The sequence below is a fragment of the Enterobacter vonholyi genome, assembly GCF_040834095.1.
GTDB classification, from domain to species: domain Bacteria; phylum Pseudomonadota; class Gammaproteobacteria; order Enterobacterales; family Enterobacteriaceae; genus Enterobacter; species Enterobacter vonholyi.
In genome coordinates, this window is record NZ_CP162152.1 from 3,562,300 (window position 1) to 3,584,060 (window position 21,761).

Here is a 21,761-nt window from a genome sequence, read left to right on the forward strand (position 1 = left end):
AAAAAATGCCAGTCATTCGACTGGCATTTTCATTTTAAGACTTAAGCAATTATGCCTGGCCTTTGATCTCTTTACGACCGTTGTATGGTGCTTTTTCACCCAGCGCTTCTTCGATACGAATCAGCTGGTTGTATTTAGCAACACGGTCAGAACGGCTCATAGAACCGGTTTTGATCTGGCCTGCAGCGGTACCCACAGCCAGGTCGGCAATGGTAGCGTCTTCAGTTTCACCAGAACGGTGAGAGATAACCGCGGTGTAGCCAGCGTCTTTCGCCATTTTGATCGCAGCCAGAGTTTCGGTCAGAGAACCGATCTGGTTGAATTTGATCAGGATGGAGTTAACGATGCCTTTCTCGATGCCTTCTTTCAGGATCTTGGTGTTGGTCACGAACAGGTCGTCACCAACCAGCTGGATTTTGTCGCCCAGTACTTTAGTCTGGTATGCGAAGCCAGCCCAGTCAGACTCGTCCAGACCGTCTTCGATAGACACGATTGGGTACTGTTTGGTCAGGTCTTCCAGGAAGTGAGTGAACTCTTCGGAGGTGAACGCTTTGTTGCCTTCGCCAGCCAGAACGTATTTACCGTCTTTGTAGAATTCAGATGCTGCACAGTCCATCGCCAGGGTGATGTCTTTGCCCAGCTCGTAGCCAGCAGCTTTAACTGCTTCTGCGATAACAGCCAGTGCTTCTGCGTTAGAACCCAGGTTTGGCGCATAGCCACCTTCGTCACCAACAGCAGTGTTCATGCCTTTAGCTTTCAGAACTTTAGCCAGGTTGTGGAACACTTCAGAACCCATACGTACCGCTTCTTTCAGGGATTTCGCGCCAACTGGCTGAATCATGAATTCCTGAATATCAACGTTGTTATCTGCGTGCTCACCACCGTTGATGATGTTCATCATTGGTACAGGCATGGAGTATTTGCCTGGGGTGCCGTTCAGTTCAGCGATGTGCTCGAACAGTGGCATACCTTTAGCAGCCGCAGCCGCTTTGGCGTTCGCCAGGGAAACAGCCAGGATTGCGTTCGCACCGAAGTTAGATTTGTTTTCAGTACCGTCCAGATCGATCATGATCTTGTCGATGCCAGCCTGGTCTTTAGCGTCTTTGCCAATGATTGCCTGAGCAATAGGACCGTTTACAGCGCCAACCGCTTTCAGTACGCCTTTACCCAGGAAGCGAGATTTGTCGCCATCGCGCAGTTCCAGCGCTTCGCGAGAACCGGTAGAAGCACCTGATGGAGCAGCAGCCATACCAACGAAACCACCTTCCAGGTGAACTTCGGCTTCAACGGTCGGGTTACCACGGGAGTCGATGATTTCACGACCGATGACTTTAACGATTTTGGACATTAGATTTTCCTCAGTACAAGTTAAACTAAAACTCCAGACAAACAACGCGTACCAAAGGTACGCGTTGCCGTTCTAACTTTTTTTACTTCGCCTGACGCTTCTGGTAGTCGCTGGCGGCTTTAACGAAGCCTGCAAACAGCGGATGCCCGTCACGTGGCGTTGAAGTAAATTCCGGGTGGAACTGGCAGGCGACAAACCACGGATGGTTTGGCACTTCAATGATCTCGACTAACTGATCATCCCCGGAGCGTCCCGCAACACGCAGGCCCGCGGCTTCAATAGGTTTCAACAACATGTTGTTGACTTCATAGCGGTGACGATGGCGCTCGGTGATGACCGGCTCGCCATACAGCTTGCGAACCACGCTATCGTCAGTCAGCTGGCAGGCCTGTGCGCCAAGACGCATGGTGCCACCCAGATCGCTCTTCTCGGTACGGACTTCGACGTTACCTTCTTCGTCACGCCATTCGGTGATAAGCGCCACAACAGGGTACTTACAGTCTGGCACAAATTCCGTAGAGTTCGCGTTTTCCATTCCCGCTACGTTGCGCGCAAATTCGATCAGCGCAACCTGCATACCCAGACAGATGCCGAGGTATGGAATATTGTTTTCACGCGCATAGCGCGCGGTGGCGATCTTGCCTTCTACACCACGGTAGCCGAAGCCGCCAGGGATAAGGATAGCATCCAGATCTTTCAGGATTTCAACGCCACGCGTTTCAACATCCTGCGAATCAATCAGCTTGATGTTCACGGAGACACGGTTCTTCAGACCACCGTGTTTCAGCGCTTCGATCACTGACTTATAGGCATCCGGCAGCTCGATGTACTTGCCGACCATACCGATAGTCACTTCGCCTGCCGGATTGGCTTCTTCGTAAATAACCTGTTCCCATTCAGACAGGTTAGCTTCCGGACAGTTCAAGCTGAATCGTTTACAAATATAATCGTCCAGGCCCTGAGATTTCAACAGGCCCGGGATTTTATAAATGGAATCGACATCTTTCATTGAAATAACGGCTTTTTCAGGCACGTTACAGAACAATGCAATTTTCGCACGTTCGTTCGCCGGAACCGCGCGATCGGAGCGGCAAACCAGGATGTCTGGCTGAATACCAATAGAAAGCAGCTCTTTAACAGAGTGCTGAGTCGGTTTGGTTTTCACTTCACCTGCAGCGGCCATGTACGGCACCAGCGTCAGGTGCATGAACAGCGCGTGTTCACGGCCAATGTCTACCGCCAGCTGACGAATCGCTTCCAGGAATGGCAGGGATTCGATATCACCCACGGTACCGCCGATTTCAACCAGCACCACGTCGTGGCCTTCGCCACCCGCAACAATGCGTTCTTTGATGGCGTTAGTAATGTGCGGGATAACCTGAACGGTTGCACCCAGGTAGTCACCACGGCGCTCTTTACGCAGAACGTCGGAGTAGATGCGGCCGGTCGTGAAGTTGTTACGACGGGTCATTTTGGTGCGGATGAAACGCTCGTAGTGGCCAAGATCCAGATCGGTTTCAGCGCCGTCTTCAGTAACGAACACTTCCCCGTGTTGGATTGGGCTCATGGTGCCCGGATCGACGTTGATGTACGGATCCAGTTTCATCATGGTCACATTAAGGCCACGGGCTTCAAGAATGGCTGCGAGGGAGGCTGCGGCAATGCCTTTACCCAGAGAGGATACGACCCCGCCGGTCACAAAAATATAGTTCGTTGTCATGCTGAACCTGAGAAGTTAGGGTGAAACGATGGAATAACCAGGACGGGAAAGTAGTATACCCGAACACGGCGAGCGCCACAAACTTTCATTCTCCGTCTCCATTCCAGGCCATGACAAACATAAGGAGTGAGAAAATAGCCCCTTTTGGGTAAATGTTTTTGACGCAAATCAAGCGCTTGTCATTTAAAAAATCACACAAATTGCGCTTGATCGCAAAATTTCGTTAGAGATCAGATTCCTGGCGCTTTACTTCCTGCCAGACTTCTTCCATCGCGTCGAGGTCAATACCGCTCATTTCCAGGCCGCGCGAGGCGACAATCCGCTCTACTTCGCGAAAGCGGCGTTCGAATTTCAGGTTGGCTTTTTGCAGCGCCGTTTCCGCTTTTACACCCAGGTGGCGAGAAAGGTTGACGGTCGCAAACAGCAGGTCGCCCATCTCTTCCTCAAGCTTTGCTTCATCCACCACCGCCTGCTGCGCTTCATGCATGACCTCGTCAATCTCTTCGTGCACTTTATCCAGCACCGGGCCGAGAGAGGTCCAGTCAAACCCCACCGCGGAGCAGCGTTTCTGGATTTTGTGCGCACGCATCAGTGCGGGCAGGCTCAGCGGAATGTCGTCCAGCGCGGAGTGCTGGGATTTTTCTGCCCGCTCGGCGCTTTTGATCTGCTCCCAGCGGGCCAGGACTTCGGTGCTGGTTTCTGCGGTAGCGTCACCGAAAATATGGGGATGACGGCGCTCAAGCTTGTCGCTGATTGCTGCGCAGATATCGTCAAAGTTAAAGCGCCCTTCTTCCTGCGCCATTTGTGCATAGAACACCACCTGGAACAGCAGATCGCCCAGCTCGCCGCGCAGGTCGTCAAAGTCTTCGCGGGAAATGGCGTCCAGCACCTCATAGGTCTCTTCAAGGGTGTACGGGGCAATGGTAGCGAAAGTCTGCTCTTTGTCCCACGGGCAGCCGTTTTCCGGGTCGCGCAGGCGTTTCATGATGCCGAGCAGGCGGTCGATTTGAGTCATGGTTATGTCCTGATAAAAAAATGCCGGGTGGCGGCGTTGCCTAACCCGGCCTACGGAAGACGATGTTTAGCCGCCGTGCAGACGACGCGCGTCAATCACATCCGGCACCTGGTTCAGCTTGCCAAGCACGCGGCCCAGCACCTGCAGGTTGTAGATTTCGATGGTCATATCGATGGTGGCAAGCTGCTCGCGGGTATCGCTGCGGCTGGCGACGCCCAGCACGTTGACCTTCTCGTTGGCAAGAATGGTCGTGATGTCGCGCAGCAGGCCGCTGCGGTCGTTGGCGGTAACGCGCACCACCAGCGAGTAGCCAGCGGAATAGCTTTCCCCCCAGACCGCTTCCACGATGCGCTCCGGCGCATGGGACTGCAGCTCGGCAAGCTGGTCGCAGTCGGAACGGTGAATCGAAATTCCGCGCCCCTGGGTGATAAAGCCGACGATATCGTCCCCTGGAATTGGCTGGCAGCAGCGGGCAATGTGGTGCATCAGGTTACCGACACCCTCGACCACCACGCGGCCGTTGTCTTTACTGCGCTGCTGCGGCGCGTAGGTTTTCTGCTGCAGCTGCTTCAGCGCCGCAGCATCCTGCTCTTCCGCGCTTGGCTTATTGAACTGCGCCTGCAGGAAATTCACCATCTGATTCAGACGAATATCACCACCGCCAATGGCCGCTAACAGCTCGTCAAGCTCGTTGAAGTTGTAGCGCGGCAGCAGGAATTTTTCCGCCTCTTTCAGGCTTATCCCGATATGCTCCAGCTCGTCGTCGAGGATTTGGCGACCGGCAAGGATGTTCTTGTCACGATCCTGCTTACGGAACCAGGCGTGAATCTTCGAGCGCCCGCGGCTGGTGGTAACATACCCCAGGTTCGGGTTAAGCCAGTCCCGGCTCGGGTTGGGCTGCTTCTGGGTAATGATTTCAATCTGGTCACCCATCTGCAGCTGATAGGTGAACGGTACAATACGCCCGCCGATTTTCGCCCCGATGCATCGGTGTCCCACATCGCTGTGGATATGGTAGGCAAAATCAAGCGGCGTAGAGCCGGCCGGCAGGTCGACAACGTCCCCTTTCGGCGTAAAGACATACACCCGATCGTCAAAGACCTGGCTGCGCACTTCGTCGAGCATCTCGCCGGAATCGGCCATCTCTTCCTGCCACGCAATCAGCTTGCGCAGCCAGGCAATGCGGTCTTCGTGGCCAGAACGCGCCCCACCGGAGGTGCCTTCTTTGTATTTCCAGTGCGCGGCAACGCCCAGCTCGGCGTCTTCATGCATCTGTTTGGTGCGAATCTGAATCTCAACCGTTTTACCGCCAGGGCCAAGCACCACGGTATGGATAGACTGGTAGCCGTTCGGTTTTGGGTTGGCGACATAGTCGTCGAACTCATCGGGCAGATGACGGAAGTGAGTGTGTACTATCCCCAACGCGGCGTAGCAGTCCTGCAGACGCTCGGCCACGATGCGCACGGCGCGCACGTCAAACAGCTCGTCAAAGGCGAGGTGTTTCTTCTGCATTTTGCGCCAGATGCTGTAGATATGCTTAGGCCGACCATAGACTTCGGCGCGCACGTTCTCTTCTTTCATCGCCTGGCGCAGGCCGCCGACAAACTCCTCGATATAGTGCTCGCGGTCGATACGGCGCTCGTGCAGAAGTTTGGCAATCCGTTTATATTCCGCCGGGTGCAGATAGCGGAAGCAGTAATCTTCCAGCTCCCATTTCAGCTGACCAATCCCTAAGCGGTTCGCCAGCGGCGCATAGATGTTCGTACACTCTTTGGCGGCCAGCACGCGCTCGTCTTCCGGCGCATCCTTTACCTCTCGCAGGTGGGCAATACGCTCGGCCAGCTTGATGACCACGCAGCGGAAATCATCCACCATGGCCAGCAGCATCCGGCGAACGTTATCGACCTGCTCTGAGGAGACGGAATCGGTATGCGCGGCTTTAAGCTGACGAATGGCCGCCATATCGCGCACGCCGTGGATCAGCGCGACGACGGATTTTCCGACGCTGTCGCGCAGCACGTCTTCGCTGACCACGTCCGCATCCGCGAGGGGGAAGAGTAGCGCGGCCTGCAGCGTTTCGATGTCCATGTTTAGCATGGACAGGATTTCAACCATCTCCACGCCGCGCCACAGGAGAAGATCCGCGTCGGGATGCCCCTGCGTGGTGCGCAGACAATAGGCCCAGGTTTCGGTTAAGCGTTCACACGACTGCTGGCTGGAAATTCCCAGACTTGCGATCCATTTTTGTGGGTCAAACTCCCCAGCTTTATTGAGATGTGCACTTCTTACCGCAACCATTGTCCTCTCCTTTAGGGACCAGGGCCTGTCGAAGTCGACAAGCCAAACAAATTAGATGTGCTCGAACAACACCATCGATTCCAGATGCCCAGTGTGCGGGAACATGTCCAGCATTGCCAGACGCTGAATCTGGTAACCCGCGCTGAGTAATGCCTCGCTGTCCCGGGCAAGCGTTGCCGAGTTACAGGAAACATAGACCACACGCTTTGGCGCGAGTTTAATAATATGTGCCATCACGCCCGGGGCACCGGCACGTGCCGGGTCGAGCAAAATTTTATCAAAGCCCTGCTTTGCCCACGGCTGTTGAGTGACATCTTCCTCAAGATTTTGATGAAAGAATGTCACATTTTGCAAGCCGTTCTGCCGCGCGTTCTCCTGCCCTTTCGCCACCAGCGCCTCAACGCCTTCCACGCCGACGACGCTGGCCGCTTCTCGCGCCAGCGGCAGCGTGAAGTTGCCCATTCCGCAGAACAGATCGAGCACCCGATCGCTTTTCTGGACATCCAGCCACGCCAGCGCTTTCGCCACCATCTGCTGGTTAACGCCATCATTGACCTGAATGAAATCCCGCGGGCTAAACGTTAAGCGTAGCCCGTTTGACGCATACCAGGGTGCCTCACCGGTAACCTGCTCAAGTATCTCGCTTTGTGGTGCCAGGAAAAGCGCCAGGTCGTGGGAATGCGAAAAGCGTTCCAGTTTTTCGCGATCTTTTTTCGACAGCGGTGCGGTGTGGCGCAGCACCATCAGCGGGCCATTGTTTGCCATGACCAGTTCGACGTGCCCGAGATGGCGTACGCCGTCCAGCCCGGAGAGGCAGATGCGCACTTCCGGAAGCAATGCCTCAAGATGGGGCACCAAAATGGGGCACTGCTTCACGTCAACGATGTCGCTGGAGCCGGCCTTGCGAAACCCCATCTCCAGACGATCCGTTTTTGGCTGATAGCTGAGGCTCAGGCGCGCGCGACGACGATAGCCCCAGGGCTCATAGGCAACAATTTCGTTAACGTCATGTTTGAGCAGACGCGCCAGCGCGCGGCTTTTACTTTTTTGCTGTAATTCTGTGCTCGCATGCTGTTGCTGGCAGCCGCCGCAAACGCCAAAATGCGGGCAGCGGGGCTTCACGCGCTCCGGGCTATCGTTGAGACGACGCTTAACCTGTCCGCGCGCGAACTGGCGTTTATCTTCCGTCAGCGTAATTTCTGCTCGTTCTGCTGGCAGTAAACCTGTTATAAACAGAGCCTTACCATTGTGACGTGCTACTCCCTGACCAAACGGATCGAGGTCCGTGGCTTCAACAGTAATGATTTCACGCGTCGTCACGCGTCGCTTTGCAGAGTAGAATTGCGCCATCGCCGAGATTTTTCTCACATAAACATAATTATCTTAATTGTCCCATAACGGAACGCCATGACCAACTACAGCCTGCGCGCGCGCATGATGATTTTGATCCTCGCCCCCACCGTTCTTATCGGTTTGCTGCTGAGTATCTTCTTTGTGGTGCACCGCTATAACGATTTGCAGCGGCAGCTGGAGGATGCAGGCGCCAGCATCATCGAACCGCTGGCCGTATCCAGCGAGTACGGCATGAACCTGCAAAACCGCGAATCCATTGGGCAGTTAATCAGCGTACTCCACCGCCGCCACTCGGACATCGTACGCGCCATTTCCGTGTACGACGAACATAACCGGCTGTTTGTCACCTCGAACTTTCATCTCGATCCGGCGGCCCTGAAGATCCCGGACGGTACGCCGTTCCCGCGCCACCTCACCGTATTGCGGCGCGGCGATATCATGATCCTGCGCACGCCGATCGTGTCGGAAAGCTATTCCCCCGATGAGTCCGCGCAATCCGACGCCAAATCCAGCAATAATATGCTGGGATATGTGGCGCTGGAGCTGGATCTCAAGTCGGTACGGCTACAGCAGTACAAAGAAATCTTCATCTCTGGCGTGATGATGCTGTTCTGCATTGGCATTGCGCTGATCTTCGGCTGGCGCCTGATGCGCGACGTGACGGGCCCCATCCGCAACATGGTTAACACGGTTGACCGCATCCGCCGGGGACAGCTCGACAGCCGTGTGGAAGGGTTTATGCTGGGCGAGCTGGACATGCTGAAAAACGGCATCAACTCGATGGCGATGTCGCTGGCGGCCTATCACGAAGAGATGCAGCACAACGTTGACCAGGCGACGTCCGACCTGCGCGAAACGCTGGAGCAGATGGAGATCCAGAACGTTGAGCTGGATCTGGCGAAAAAGCGCGCCCAGGAAGCGGCGCGTATCAAGTCGGAATTCCTTGCCAATATGTCGCACGAGCTGCGCACGCCGCTCAATGGCGTGATCGGCTTTACCCGCCTGACGCTCAAAAGCGAGCTCAACCCCACTCAGCGCGATCACCTGCACACCATTGAACGCTCGGCCAACAACCTGCTGGCGATCATCAACGACGTGCTGGACTTCTCCAAGCTGGAAGCGGGCAAGCTGATCCTGGAGAGTATTCCCTTCCCGCTGCGCAGCACGCTTGATGAAGTGGTGACGCTGCTAGCGCACTCGTCGCACGATAAAGGCCTGGAGCTGACGCTTAATATTAAAAACGACGTGCCGGATAACGTTATTGGCGATCCGCTGCGCCTGCAGCAGGTCATTACCAACCTTGTCGGGAATGCCATTAAATTCACCGAAAGCGGTAATATCGACGTCCTGGTAGAGAAACGCTCGATCAGCAGCAATAAGGTTCAGATTGAAGTCCAGATCCGCGATACCGGCATCGGTATTCCGGAGCGCGACCAGTCGCGTCTGTTCCAGGCGTTCCGTCAGGCGGACGCCAGTATCTCCCGCCGTCATGGCGGCACCGGTTTGGGGCTGGTGATCACCCAGCGTCTGGTGAACGAGATGGGCGGCGATATCTCTTTCCACAGCCAGCCGAACCGCGGTTCAACCTTCTGGTTCCACATTAATCTGGACCTTAATCCGAACGTGCTGACCGACGGTCCGATGACGGACTGCCTGAAGGGCAAGCGACTGGCCTATGTTGAGCCTAACGCCGCAGCGGCGCAGTGTACGCTCGACATATTAAGCACCACGCCGCTGGAGGTGGTCTACAGCCCAACCTTCTCCGCCCTGGCCGTTGAGCATTACGACATCCTGCTGATGGGGATCCCGGTCACCTTTACCGGCGAGCTGACCATGCAGCAGGAGCGGCTGGCGAAAGCCGCGTCGATGACCGACTATCTGCTGCTGGCGCTGCCTTGCCACGCTCAGCTGAATGCAGAAGAGTTAAAAAATGACGGAGCCGCCGCGTGTCTGCTAAAACCGCTCACCGCGACCCGTCTCCTGCCCGCGCTCACGGAGTATTGCCGTCTTAGCCAGCATGCCCTTCCGCTGATTTACGATGAGCAAAAATTGCCGATGAGCGTGATGGCGGTGGATGATAATCCGGCCAACCTGAAGCTGATAGGCGCATTGCTTGAGGACCAGGTTCAGCATGTTGAGCTGTGCACCAGCGGCGCGCAGGCGGTTGAACAGGCTAAGCAGATGCAGTTCGATTTAATCCTGATGGATATTCAGATGCCGGGCATGGACGGCATCCGGGCCTGCGAGCTGATCCACCAGCTGCCGCATCAGCAGCAAACGCCGGTCATTGCGGTCACCGCCCATGCGATGGCGGGCCAGAAGGAGAAGCTGCTGAGCGCCGGGATGAACGATTACCTGGCAAAGCCCATCGATGAAGAGAAACTTCATAGCCTGCTGCTGCGCTACAAGCCGGGTCATATCGTCGGGACGTACACGGTTTCCAGCGAGCAGGCTGAGGTAAGCGTTAATCAGAACGCTACCTTTGACTGGCAGCTTGCGCTGCGCCAGGCGGCAGGTAAACCCGATCTCGCCCGCGACATGCTGCAAATGCTGGTCGCGTTTCTGCCGGAGATCCGCAATAAGGTGGAAGAGCAGCTGGTGGGTGAAAATCCGGAAGATCTGCTGGACGCGATCCACAAGCTACACGGCAGCTGCGGGTACAGCGGCGTGCCGCGGCTGAAAAACCTCTGCCAGCTGCTGGAGCAGCAGCTGCGTGCCGGTACGCCGGAATCGGAGCTTGAACCGGAGTTCCTGGAGCTGCTGGATGAAATGGATAATGTGACGCGGGAAGCGATGAAGGTGTTGGGAAGCTGAGGTAAATGCCCGGTGGCGCTACGCTTACCGGGCCTACAGGTGCACTAACGTAGGCCGGGTAAAGCGAAGCCGCCACCCGGCAACCACAGCTAAAATGCCTGCCCCACTTTCAGCACCGCAGCGATATTCCTTGCGGTCATCCTGACGTTCTCGCTGGCATTTTCCAGCGCGTCTTCCAGGGAGCAGATGGTGTAGATCACGCTAAACACTGCATCAATGCCGTGATCGTGTACTACGCCAACGTCCGCCGTCAGGCTGCCAGCAATGCCAATAACGGGTTTGTTAAAGCGTTTCGCCACCTTCGCCACCCCCACCGGGACTTTGCCGTGGATCGTCTGGCTGTCAATGCGGCCTTCCCCGGTGATCACCAAATCCGCATCGGCCACCTGGTCGGCCAGGTGTAGCGCATCGGTCACGATCTCAATGCCCTGGCGCAGCTGCGCGCCGCAAAAGGCGTACAGCGCCGCCCCCATGCCACCTGCCGCTCCGCCGCCAGCAAGGTTTAGCACGTCGATATCCAGATCCCGGGCAATGACTCTCGCATACTGCGCCAGCGCGTTGTCCAGGGTGACGATCATCTCGGGTGTGGCACCCTTTTGCGGTCCAAATACGGCTGACGCACCGTCCTTTCCGGTGAGTGGATTCGTGACATCACAGGCGACTTCTATCCGACACTCCGCCAGACGTCTGTCCAGCCCGCTCAGGTCGATACGCGCGAGTTTTCCCAGTTCGCCTCCGCCCTGCCCAAGAGGTTGTTCGCTCGCGTCGAGCAATTTAGCGCCCAGCGCCTGCACCATCCCTGCTCCGCCGTCATTGGTGGCGCTGCCGCCAATGCCAATGATGATATGCTTAACGCCCGCATCCAGCGCATGCCGAATCAGTTCGCCCGTGCCCCAGGAGGTGGTTTTCAGAGGATTACGCAGTGAAGGGACGACCAGCTCCAGGCCGCTTGCCGCCGCCATTTCAATAAAGGCGCTCTGCTCGTCACCGGATAAGCCATAAAACCCGTCCACGCGCTCACCCAGCGGGCCGGTCACCGGAACATGCACAATGCGTCCCTGCGTTGCCGCGATCATCGCCTCAACCGTCCCTTCGCCGCCGTCCGCAACCGGCAGTTTGACGTAAACCGCCTCGGGAAAGATCTCGCGAAAACCACGTTCTATCGCTGTCGCAACCTCAAGCGCACTCAAACTTTCCTTATACGAGTCCGGTGCGATAACAATTTTCATAAGCCATCCTTACGCATAGTCGTTACGTTAAGCATACACCACGTAAAAGACCGCCCATGGGAGCGGTCCCAATGCGTTTATCGTACCATGCACGGGCGTTTATTGTCGAATGTCCAGTCGGGGATCAGATACTGCATCGCCATCGCGTCATCGCGCGCGCCCAAACCGTGTTTCTGGTACAGCTCATGGGCCTTCATCACCTGGTCCATATCCAGCTCAACCCCCAGCCCCGGAGTGGAAGGCACCTGAACCATGCCACCTTTGATTTCAAACGGCTGCTTAGTCAGACGCTGATTACCCTCCTGCCAGATCCAGTGCGTGTCGATAGCGGTAATCGTCCCCGGAGCGGCAGCGGCAACGTGCGTGAACATTGCCAGCGACACGTCGAAGTGGTTGTTAGAGTGCGAGCCCCAGGTCAGGCCAAACTCATGACACATCTGCGCCACGCGCACCGAGCCCTGCATCGTCCAGAAGTGCGGGTCCGCCAGCGGAATGTCGACAGATTGCAATGACAGCGTGTGTCCCATCTGACGCCAGTCGGTAGCAATCATATTGGTCGCGGTTGGCAGCCCCGTTGCGCGGCGGAATTCCGCCATCACCTCACGGCCCGAGAAGCCTTGTTCTGCCCCGCACGGATCTTCCGCATACGCCAGCACGCCTTTCAGCTGCTTTCCGATTTTGATCGCTTCATCAAGCGACCATGCTCCGTTAGGATCCAGCGTCACGCGCGCCTGTGGAAAACGTTTTGCCAGTGCGGTGACGGCTTCCGCCTCTTGTTCCCCGGCCAGCACGCCGCCCTTCAGTTTGAAATCATTAAAGCCATATTTTTCGTACGCGGCTTCCGCCAGGCGCACCACCGCATCCGGTGTCATTGCCTCGTCGTGGCGAAGCCGGTACCAGTCGCATTGTTCATCCGGCTGGCTCTGATACGGCAGTGGCGTCAGCTTGCGGTCGCCGACAAAGAACAGATAGCCCAGCATTTCCACTTCGCTACGCTGCTGCCCCTCGCCCAGCAGCGACGCAACGTTAACGCCCAGATGCTGGCCCAGCAGATCCAGCATCGCGGCTTCAATGCCGGTCACCACGTGGATAGTGGTGCGCAGATCGAAGGTCTGCAGACCCCGGCCCCCGGCATCGCGATCGGCAAAGGTGTTACGCACGGTGTTGAGGACATTTTTGTACTCACCCAGCGTTTTGCCCACCACCAGCGGAATGGCGTCCTCCAGCGTGTTGCGGATCTTCTCCCCGCCCGGAATTTCGCCCACGCCGGTATGGCCGGCATTGTCTTTGATAATGACAATATTGCGGGTAAAGAACGGCGCGTGCGCGCCGCTCAGGTTCATCAACATGCTGTCATGGCCCGCAACCGGAACGATCTGCATGGCGGTGACGACAGGGGTAGAAAAAGTACTCATCATTCAATCCTTTTATCAGTGACGTCCGAAAACAGGGCGCTTACGGTCAAATGTCCAGCCGGGGATAAGGTACTGCATCGGGCCCGCGTCGTTACGCGCGCCGCCCGGTAGCTTTTTATACGCCTCATGGGCTTTATGGATCCGATCCCAGTCCAGCTCCACGCCCAGACCCGGCGCATCCGGTACGGCAATTTTGCCATCTATGATTTCCAGCGGATTTTTCGTCAGTCGGGCTTCACCTTCCTGCCAAATCCAGTGGGTATCGATGGCGGTCGGGTTACCCGGCGCCGCCGCGCCAACGTGGGTAAACATCGCCAGCGAAATATCAAAGTGATTGTTCGAGTGACAGCCCCAGGTGAGCCCCCACTCATCGCACAGCTGGGCCACGCGGACTGCGCCTGATAGCGTCCAGAAGTGCGGGTCCGCCAGCGGTATGTCGACGGCGTTAAGCATCACCGCGTGACCCATTTCGCGCCAGTTGGTGGCGATCATATTGGTCGCGACAGGTAGCCCGGTTGCGCGACGGAACTCAGCCATGACTTCACGACCCGAGAATCCTTGCTCCGCGCCACAGGGGTCTTCTGCATAGGTCAGGACATCGCCCAGCCCTTTGCACAGGCTAATGGCTTCATCCAGCAGCCATGCGCCGTTGGGATCGACGGTGATCCGTGCATCAGGGAAGCGCTTTTTCAGCGCCCGGGCCGTTTCAATCTCCCGCTCGCCGGGCAGCACGCCGCCCTTCAGCTTGAAATCCTTAAAGCCGTAGCGATCCTGCGCCGCCTCGGCCAGCCGCACCACCGCGTCGCTGGAGAGCGCTTCCTGATGGCGCAGCTGATACCAGTCGTGGTCGCCCGCGGTTCGGGCCAGATAGGGGAGATCGGTTTTATTGCGATCGCCAACGTAAAACAGATAGCCCAGCACGGTGACCGCATCGCGCTGTTTGCCGGGCCCCAGCAGTTCGCAGACCGGGACATTGAGCGCCTTCCCCAGTAAATCAAGCAGAGCCGCTTCCAGGGCAGCAACCGCGTTGACGCGCAGTTCGAACGTCCAGGCACCTTTACCGAACGTATCAAAATCTGCCGACTGATTGCCCTTATGCACCCGCTGAACCACCTTGTTCAGACGGGCGACCTCCTGACCCACGACCTGCGGAATGGCATCAACCAGCGTCTGGTAAATCACCTCTCCGCCAGGGGCCTCGCCCACGCCGGTATTCCCTGCGCTGTCTTTTAGCACGACGATATTACGGGTAAACCAGGCGTTATGCGCGCCGCCAATATTGAGCAGCATGCTGTCCTGCCCGGCCACCGGGATGACCTTCATCTCCGTGACGGTTGGGCTCGATTGCGTTGTCATGATCCACGCTCCGCAACAGGTTTAAGTTCGACGCGTTTGATATCCCCAACAAGCACCAGGTAACTCAGTACCGCCACCAGCGCATGCACACCCACGTAAATCAGCGCACCGTTGAAAGAGCCGGTGGTGCCGACGATGTAGCCGATAGCGATGGGCGTAACAATCCCGGAGATGTTGCCGAACATGTTGAACAGACCGCCGCTCAGGCCGCTGATCTCTTTCGGTGCCGTATCCGCCATCACCGCCCAGCCCAGCGCGCCAATGCCTTTGCCGAAGAAGGCCATCGCCATAAAGCCGATAATCATCCATTCGGCATTGACGTAGTTACAAAACACCATTGTCATGGAGAGCAGCATGCCGAGCACGATAGGCGTTTTACGTGCGATGTTCAGGGAACCGGTGCGGCGCATCAGCCAGTCGGAAATCACCCCGCCGAGCACGCCCCCCACGAAGCCGCAGATTGCCGGGACCGAGGCGACAAACCCCGCTTTCAGAATCGACATGCCGCGTGCCTGCACCAGGTAAACCGGGAACCACGTAATGAAAAAGTAGGTTAAGGCGTTAATACAGTACTGGCCCAGATAGATGCCGATCATCATGCGCGAGCCGACGAGCTGCCTGATCTGCGCCCATTTCTGGCTGAACGGCACTTTCGCCGTCGAGGATTTCTGATCCATGTTGATCAGCGCGCCGCCTTCCGCGATGTACTCCAGCTCTTTTTTGTTTACGCCAGGATGCTGGTTGGGTTCGTGGATCACTTTCAGCCAGATAAAGCTGATGACGATCCCGAGTCCGCCCATAAAGAAGAAAACGTGTGACCAGCCCACCTCATGGGTCAGCCAGCCCATAATGGGCGCAAAGATCACCGTCGCGAAGTACTGTGCGGAGTTGAAAATCGCCACCGCCGTTCCCCTCTCCTGCGCCGGGAACCAGGCCGCCACAATGCGGCTGTTGCCCGGGAAGGAAGGTGCTTCCGCTAGCCCCACCAGGAAGCGCAGCGTGAAGAGCGCCACGATAATGCCGAAGCCGCTGAAGATATCGACGAAGCCCTGCAGCAGGGTAAAGGCAGACCAGATGAAGATGGACCAGAAATAGACGCGTTTCGAGCCAAAACGGTCCAGCAGCCAGCCGCCAGGAATTTGCCCGATGACGTAGGCCCATGAGAATGCAGAGAAAACGTAACCCATCCCCACCGGATCAAGGCCGATATCTTTTGCCATTTCCGAACCGGCAATCGACAGCGTGGCGCGGTCACCATAGTTAAAGGACGTGACGATAAACAGCATCACCACTATCCAGTAGCGGGCATTGGTGCGCTTTTCAGCGCTGCTCGCTGCGTGGCTTAATGTACTCATTGTTGCACTCCTGAAACATAGCTTTCGCCTGGTTCATTCTGTACAGCACCGGTAGGGTAATCAGAATGAGATTGGTTTTTGTCGTTTTGGTACGGCCTGACGCCGTTTTATAGTGACCGGAAAAGTATATGAAGGAGTGCCTCATCACCTCACCGTGCAGAAACACAGTATTAAAGGATGTATGAGAGGTTGTTTATGGCATAAGCCCAAAGCAGTGGAAGATGCTTCACGGAATCGAGGATTTGGTGTGGCTTCGTTGCCGGGTGGCGGTTAAGCCTTACCCGGCCTGGAGAACTATTTAAGCAGCGTTGCCCAGTGTTCGACCCACGGGTTTGATTCGCTTTCTGGCTCCGGGTGCTCGCCCGCGTCAATCAGCAGCATCTCGCCGACGCGCTGGGCGCTCTGTTCCTGCAGGAGCGCATCGAACTGCTTGCCGCCGCCGCAGAAGTTGGCGTAAGAGCTGTCGCCGAGGGCGATGATGCCGTAGTGAACATCTGGCTGATAGCCAAGCAGGTCTTTAATGCCCTGGAACAGCGGCACGATGCTGTCCGGCAGGTCGCCCTGCCCGGTGGTGGAGGTCACCACCAGAATGTATTTATCTTTATACTTTTCCCAGTCCGCCAGCTCCGGATCTTCATAGACCGTGGCTTTATGGCCCTGGCTGGCGAGTATTGCCTCAGCCTCTTCCGCTACCAGCAGCGAGTTGCCGTACATTGTGCCGACAAAAATGCCTACTTCAGCCATGCTATTTTCCCATATTGAATGCGCTTACTCTTCATCCTGAACGTTGCCCGATACAAACTCAACCCTTTCATTTTCGGGGAGTTGTCCCAGCCAGCCAAACTGTGACAGCGCCTGCATCCAGACGTCGTCCAGCCGCGCACGGATAGTCAGCGGCTCGCCGGTAAACGGGTGCGTCAGGCTGAGCTCGCTCGCGTGCAGCATCAGACGATGGCAGCCAAAGTGTTCGGCCGCGCTGCGGTTCTGGCGTAAATCACCGTGTTTGCTGTCGCCAATAATCGGGTGGCGCAGATGCGCAAGGTGGCGTCGCAGCTGGTGCTTACGCCCGGTTTTGGGCAGAAGCTCAACCAGGCTGTAGCGCGTGGTCGGAAATTTGCTGGTTGCCACCGGCATTTCCGTCGTCGCCATACCGCGATAATCAGTCACGGCGGGCTGCGGGCCTTTGTCATCGCGGGCAAATTTATCGGCGATTTTGTCCAGCTCCTCCACCAGCGGGTAGTCCAGCGTGGCGGACTCGGTCAGCCAGCCCCGCACGATCGCGTGGTAGCGCTTCTGGATCTGATGTTGTTCAAACTGCTGCGCCAGCAGACGCCCCGCCTCGCTGGAAAGCCCCATCAGCAGCACGCCGGAGGTCGGCCGGTCGAGACGATGGGCGGTAAAAACATGCTGACCAATCTGATCGCGAACGGTCTGCATCACCACCACTTTCTCATCACGATCGAGCCAGCTGCGGTGTACCAGCCAGCCGGACGGTTTATTCACCGCCACCAGCCACTCGTCCTGATAGAGGATCTCAAGCGTCATGCATCTTCACCGGCAAACAGGGAATCCAGTTTTTCCAGTTCGACCAGCATGACGTCGCGCGCAGGATGCGTCGCTTCGAGCGCCATTTCATAATAGGGAGAGACAGCAAACGCCTGCGGCAGCGGATGACCGCCCTCAAGCAGGGCGTGCATGCGCGGAATTAACACCCACTGCAGCCACTCAAACGGGGCCAGCGTATCCAGGCAGAAAGGCTGGGTGCTCGCGAACGCTTCTGGCTGCGGCGCGGTCTCCTGCCACAGCTGATGTTGGCGCAAAAGGGCTTCGATGGCGTGCAACTGAGCACGAACGCTATCGTGTTGCGTCATAGTAACCTCAACTGAAAAAGTGAACGGCGCGCAGCATAGCATTGCGGAAGGCAGAAATAAAAAAAGGGAGCACTGTAAAAACAGTGCTCCCGGTTCGTTTCGCAGCATTCCAGCTACAATTCGTGCTCCCTGCTCATCCGTGACAACTTTTCCTGAAGCCCGAAGGCCTGGTCATCCGTCTACCTTTTGCATCGTGCACACATCTTCCTGACGTGTTTGTTTCATCCTGAAACGTCCTGGCCTTCCTGACCCACCGACCATCCTGACCGGTTCTCGTTCTCCTTCCTGGAGGTGTCCCTTACGCATCTTGCGTTATCCGCTTCGCTTCATCCTGAAGCCTTCCTGCAGCGCCATCCTGACGAGTCCTGAGTGTGAAACGCCATCATCCTGATGTTCGTTTCTCGTGTCGGCTTCCTGTCGACGGAGATAGAATCCGCTATTCCGCTTCGTCTTACAACCCACTCAGCCAGCGTTGTAAGACGCGAGGACTCCCTAAAAATAATAGGCAGAACAACTAATTCATTGAAAAATAGAGTGATATTAATCTGAATTTAATGAGGTAATACTGAATGTTCCAGCGATCTCTCACAAACGTTGTAAGAGATCTCTCACACGCGTTATAGCATCAGGGGTTACAGAAGTGGCTCAAGGCGGGTGAGGAAATCCGCAAGAGAGGGGGCGAGAGTCTCGCGATTGCGGGTACCGATAGTCTCTTTAACCACTTCACCTGACAGGTTACAGACGGAGATAACGTCGAGCTCGCTGTCCAGCGTGGCAATAAAGAGCGTCGGAGAAAGCTTAAGGCGTTTTTGCGTGACAAGATGACCAATCAGGTTTTCCTGAACACGCTGCAGATCGTCTTCGCTCCAGGTCTGCAACAGCGTCAGCGTGATATCGGCAAAGCGCGCGGGCATATCCCCTGCAAACTGCGCGGTATAAAATGCGTGAACCGCTGGTTGTACCACAATGTCCATTGCCCGCTCAACCGCATTTACATTTTGCTCGCCGTCAAAAGGTTTTGGTTGCCAGATAACGTAACCGTCGAGCGAAGAGATAATACACGGTGAAGGTACGCCATATAAATCAGAACTTTGCGGCCACGAGCCCTGCTTTTCATGCCATGCGTCGCAGTAGCGGGTCGTAAAGGTAGTGAGGGCATTTGCAGTTTCGATGTCCACCGATTTCTCTCTTCTTGTCAGACAGGATAAACTCAGGCCATAAGTGTACCTGTAAAGTGGCTATGAAACATGTCTTACGAAAATCATCAGGCGTTAACCGGCTTAACGCTGGGTAAATCGACCGATTACCGCGATACCTACGATGCAAGCCTGCTGCAGGGCGTGCCGCGCAGCCTGAACCGCGATCCTCTGGGTCTGCACGCAGACGCGCTGCCGTTCGTGGGTGGAGATATCTGGACGCTGTACGAACTCTCGTGGCTCAACGCACGCGGTCTGCCGCAGGTGGCGGTGGGCCACGTTGAGCTGGACTACGCCAGCGTGAATCTCGTCGAGTCTAAAAGCTTTAAGCTCTATCTCAACAGCTTTAACCAGACAAAATTTAACAGCTGGGACGACGTTCAGCACACGCTGGAACGTGATTTAAGCGCCTGCGCGCAGGGAAAGGTGAGCGTTTCACTGTATCGCCTGCACGAGCTGGAAGGGCAGCCAGTCGCCCACTTCAACGGAACCTGCATCGACGATCAGGATATTGAGGTGGAGAATTATGAATTTAGCGCCGATTACCTCGAAAACGCGGCGAGTGGCAAGGTGGTCGAAGAGACTTTGGTCAGCCATCTGCTGAAATCCAACTGCCTGATCACGCATCAGCCAGACTGGGGCTCGGTGAAGATCCAGTACCGCGGCCCGAAAATCGACCGGGAAAAATTGCTGCGCTACCTGGTGTCATTCCGACATCACAACGAGTTCCACGAGCAGTGCGTGGAGCGCATCTTTAGCGATATTCAGCGCTTCTGCCAGCCAGAAAAACTGAGCGTTTACGCGCGCTATACCCGCCGCGGCGGTCTGGACATCAACCCGTGGCGCACCAACACCGATTTTGTGCCGGCGACCGGACGGCTGGTGCGTCAATAATATAAATATTTTCACAATATGCGCGGTATCTTCCGCGCTTTAGGTTGTGAAACGTCACGCGCCAGGGCTATTGTAATCAACAGGGAAAGACGATAATCATCCCGTAAGGAGCTCACTTGATTACACATATTAGCCCGCTTGGCTCAATGGATATGTTGTCGCAGCTGGAAGTGGACATGCTTAAGCGCACGGCCAGCAGCGATCTTTATCAACTGTTTCGTAACTGTTCACTTGCCGTACTGAACTCCGGAAGCCTGACAGATAACAGTAAAGAACTGCTGTCCCGCTTCGAAAGCTTTGATATCAACGTGCTGCGCCGCGAGCGTGGCGTGAAGCTTGAAGTCATCAACCCGCCGGAAGAGGCCTTTGTTGACGGGCGTATCATTCGTTCACTTCAGGCTAACCTGTTTGCCGTGCTGCGTGACATCCTGTTTGTTAACGGGCAGATCCACAACGCAGGTCGTTTCCAGCATCTCGATCTGGAAAGCTCGGTCCATATCACCAACCTGGTGTTCTCCATTTTGCGTAACGCCCGTGCCCTGCACGTCGGCGAAGCGCCGAACATGGTTGTCTGCTGGGGAGGCCACTCCATTAACGAAACCGAATACCTTTATGCCCGTCGGGTTGGAACGCAACTCGGCCTGCGTGAGCTGAATATCTGTACCGGCTGCGGTCCGGGTGCGATGGAAGCACCAATGAAAGGAGCGGCGGTTGGGCATGCGCAGCAGCGCTACAAAGAGGGACGGTTTATCGGCATGACCGAACCGTCCATCATCGCCGCTGAGCCACCTAACCCGCTGGTTAATGAGCTGATTATCATGCCGGATATTGAGAAGCGTCTTGAAGCGTTTGTCCGTATCGCCCACGGCATTATCATCTTCCCGGGCGGCGTGGGGACAGCAGAAGAGCTGCTCTATCTGCTGGGTATTCTGATGAACCCGGCCAACAAGGATCAGGTTCTGCCGCTGATCCTGACCGGGCCAAAAGAGAGCGCCGACTACTTCCGCGTGCTGGACGAGTTTATCGTGCACACGCTGGGTGAAGCCGCCCGTCGCCACTATCGCATCATCATTGACGATGCCGCGGAAGTGGCGCGCCAGATGAAAAAAGCGATGCCGCTGGTGAAGGAGAACCGTCGCGATACCGGCGATGCGTACAGCTTTAACTGGTCAATCCGTATTGCGCCAGACCTGCAGATCCCGTTCGAGCCAACGCACGAAAATATGGCGAACCTGAAACTCTACCCGGACCAGCCGGTGGAAGTGCTGGCTGCGGATCTGCGTCGCGCCTTCTCCGGTATTGTCGCGGGCAACGTGAAAGAGATGGGCATCCGCGCCATTGAACAATACGGTCCGTACAAGATCCACGGCGACCCGGAGATGATGCGCCGCATGGACGACATGCTGCAGGGCTTTGTCGCCCAGCACCGCATGAAGCTGCCAGGCTCAGCCTATATTCCTTGCTACGAAATCTGCACATAACGCTTAGCGATATCTCATCAAAGCCGGGTCGCCCTGTTGCGCGTCCCGGCTTTTTTTATTCCTGATGTAATTCATACGAATCACTTATGTCTTTAACAAACTATGCCCAAACGCAAACGATTACCTTGTTTTCTCAACCGTAAATTATCAGCCTTAATCTAAATTACCCGTCAGAAAATACTAAAAACCCCTTTCTTTACAGCTAAAGACACCTATATCACGGGCCAGTCTTTCAGCTCACGTGTCGTTGGTGGTAGCCTTCGCGCCCGTAAATTCTCTTTGGTGTTTTTTTAACAGATAAATGGTCTAAAGATGCCCACATCATAAGTGGATTATTGCATTTGGGATCAGGATCACTGATAGATTCATAACTAGAATGTATCTTTCCGCCCGCCAATAGTTACGGGCAAAAATTA

General features: G+C 56.0%; 16 protein-coding genes. 3 read left to right on the top strand and 13 right to left on the bottom strand.

The window, feature by feature from the left end:
• Nucleotides 1-49 precede the first annotated feature (49 nt).
• The 5 genes from eno to rlmD all read right to left on the bottom strand — a co-directional run bounded on the left by eno (nucleotide 50) and on the right by rlmD (nucleotide 7,731).
• Nucleotides 50-1,348: a phosphopyruvate hydratase gene (eno, locus tag AB3N39_RS16725; RefSeq protein WP_024909267.1), complete on the bottom strand. Its 1,299-nt coding sequence runs from the start codon at nucleotides 1,346-1,348 to the stop codon at nucleotides 50-52.
• A gap of 82 nt (nucleotides 1,349-1,430) precedes the next feature.
• The gene (gene pyrG, locus AB3N39_RS16730; protein ID WP_032648095.1) at nucleotides 1,431-3,068 is read right to left on the bottom strand and encodes a glutamine hydrolyzing CTP synthase; all 1,638 of its coding nucleotides are present in this window, start codon (nucleotides 3,066-3,068) and stop codon (nucleotides 1,431-1,433) included.
• A 223-nt stretch (nucleotides 3,069-3,291) separates the two neighbouring features.
• On the bottom strand, nucleotides 3,292-4,083 hold the full coding sequence (gene mazG / locus AB3N39_RS16735) for a nucleoside triphosphate pyrophosphohydrolase (RefSeq protein WP_143345462.1): 792 nt from the start codon (nucleotides 4,081-4,083) through the stop codon (nucleotides 3,292-3,294).
• A 66-nt stretch (nucleotides 4,084-4,149) separates the two neighbouring features.
• Nucleotides 4,150-6,381, bottom strand: a complete 2,232-nt coding sequence (gene relA, locus AB3N39_RS16740) for a GTP diphosphokinase (protein WP_008499628.1) — start codon at nucleotides 6,379-6,381, stop codon at nucleotides 4,150-4,152.
• A gap of 51 nt (nucleotides 6,382-6,432) precedes the next feature.
• Nucleotides 6,433-7,731, bottom strand: coding sequence for a 23S rRNA (uracil(1939)-C(5))-methyltransferase RlmD (gene rlmD / locus AB3N39_RS16745; protein WP_252093606.1), 1,299 nt, complete (start codon nucleotides 7,729-7,731; stop codon nucleotides 6,433-6,435).
• Nucleotides 7,732-7,788: 57 nt separating this feature from the next.
• Between rlmD and barA the strand changes: the two genes are divergently transcribed.
• Nucleotides 7,789-10,548, top strand: a complete 2,760-nt coding sequence (gene barA / locus AB3N39_RS16750; RefSeq protein ID WP_143345464.1) for a two-component sensor histidine kinase BarA — start codon at nucleotides 7,789-7,791, stop codon at nucleotides 10,546-10,548.
• A gap of 89 nt (nucleotides 10,549-10,637) precedes the next feature.
• On the opposite strand, the gene AB3N39_RS16755 is transcribed toward barA, so the two are convergent.
• From AB3N39_RS16755 to syd, 8 genes are all read right to left on the bottom strand, one after another.
• On the bottom strand, nucleotides 10,638-11,777 hold the full coding sequence (locus tag AB3N39_RS16755; RefSeq protein ID WP_133295067.1) for a glycerate kinase: 1,140 nt from the start codon (nucleotides 11,775-11,777) through the stop codon (nucleotides 10,638-10,640).
• A 77-nt stretch (nucleotides 11,778-11,854) separates the two neighbouring features.
• Nucleotides 11,855-13,195: a glucarate dehydratase gene (gene gudD, locus AB3N39_RS16760; protein ID WP_136195125.1), complete on the bottom strand. Its 1,341-nt coding sequence runs from the start codon at nucleotides 13,193-13,195 to the stop codon at nucleotides 11,855-11,857.
• A gap of 12 nt (nucleotides 13,196-13,207) precedes the next feature.
• The gene (locus AB3N39_RS16765) at nucleotides 13,208-14,548 is read right to left on the bottom strand and encodes an enolase C-terminal domain-like protein (protein WP_143345466.1); all 1,341 of its coding nucleotides are present in this window, start codon (nucleotides 14,546-14,548) and stop codon (nucleotides 13,208-13,210) included.
• A complete protein-coding gene (gene gudP / locus AB3N39_RS16770) occupies nucleotides 14,545-15,903 on the bottom strand; it encodes a galactarate/glucarate/glycerate transporter GudP (protein WP_143345467.1) in 1,359 nt (452 codons plus the stop codon). Before gudP ends, AB3N39_RS16765 begins: the two co-directional genes overlap by 4 nt.
• Before the next feature lie 294 nt (nucleotides 15,904-16,197).
• Nucleotides 16,198-16,647 carry a flavodoxin gene (locus AB3N39_RS16775; protein WP_047173522.1) on the bottom strand — a complete coding sequence of 150 codons (450 nt, stop codon included), beginning with the start codon at nucleotides 16,645-16,647 and terminating at the stop codon, nucleotides 16,198-16,200.
• A gap of 24 nt (nucleotides 16,648-16,671) precedes the next feature.
• A complete protein-coding gene (gene truC / locus AB3N39_RS16780) occupies nucleotides 16,672-17,448 on the bottom strand; it encodes a tRNA pseudouridine(65) synthase TruC (protein WP_047173523.1) in 777 nt (258 codons plus the stop codon).
• Entirely contained in the window at nucleotides 17,445-17,774 is a 330-nt protein-coding gene (locus tag AB3N39_RS16785) for a YqcC family protein (RefSeq protein ID WP_047173524.1), read from the bottom strand. Before AB3N39_RS16785 ends, truC begins: the two co-directional genes overlap by 4 nt.
• A gap of 632 nt (nucleotides 17,775-18,406) precedes the next feature.
• A complete protein-coding gene (syd, locus tag AB3N39_RS16790) occupies nucleotides 18,407-18,952 on the bottom strand; it encodes a SecY-interacting protein (RefSeq protein ID WP_127732186.1) in 546 nt (181 codons plus the stop codon).
• 69 nt (nucleotides 18,953-19,021) lie between these two features.
• Here syd and queF point away from each other — a divergent pair, with 69 nt between their 5' ends.
• Entirely contained in the window at nucleotides 19,022-19,864 is an 843-nt protein-coding gene (gene queF, locus AB3N39_RS16795) for an NADPH-dependent 7-cyano-7-deazaguanine reductase QueF (RefSeq protein ID WP_133295072.1), read from the top strand.
• 116 nt (nucleotides 19,865-19,980) lie between these two features.
• Nucleotides 19,981-21,345 carry a nucleotide 5'-monophosphate nucleosidase PpnN gene (gene ppnN, locus AB3N39_RS16800; protein WP_023309027.1) on the top strand — a complete coding sequence of 455 codons (1,365 nt, stop codon included), beginning with the start codon at nucleotides 19,981-19,983 and terminating at the stop codon, nucleotides 21,343-21,345.
• Nucleotides 21,346-21,761: the final 416 nt, after the last annotated feature.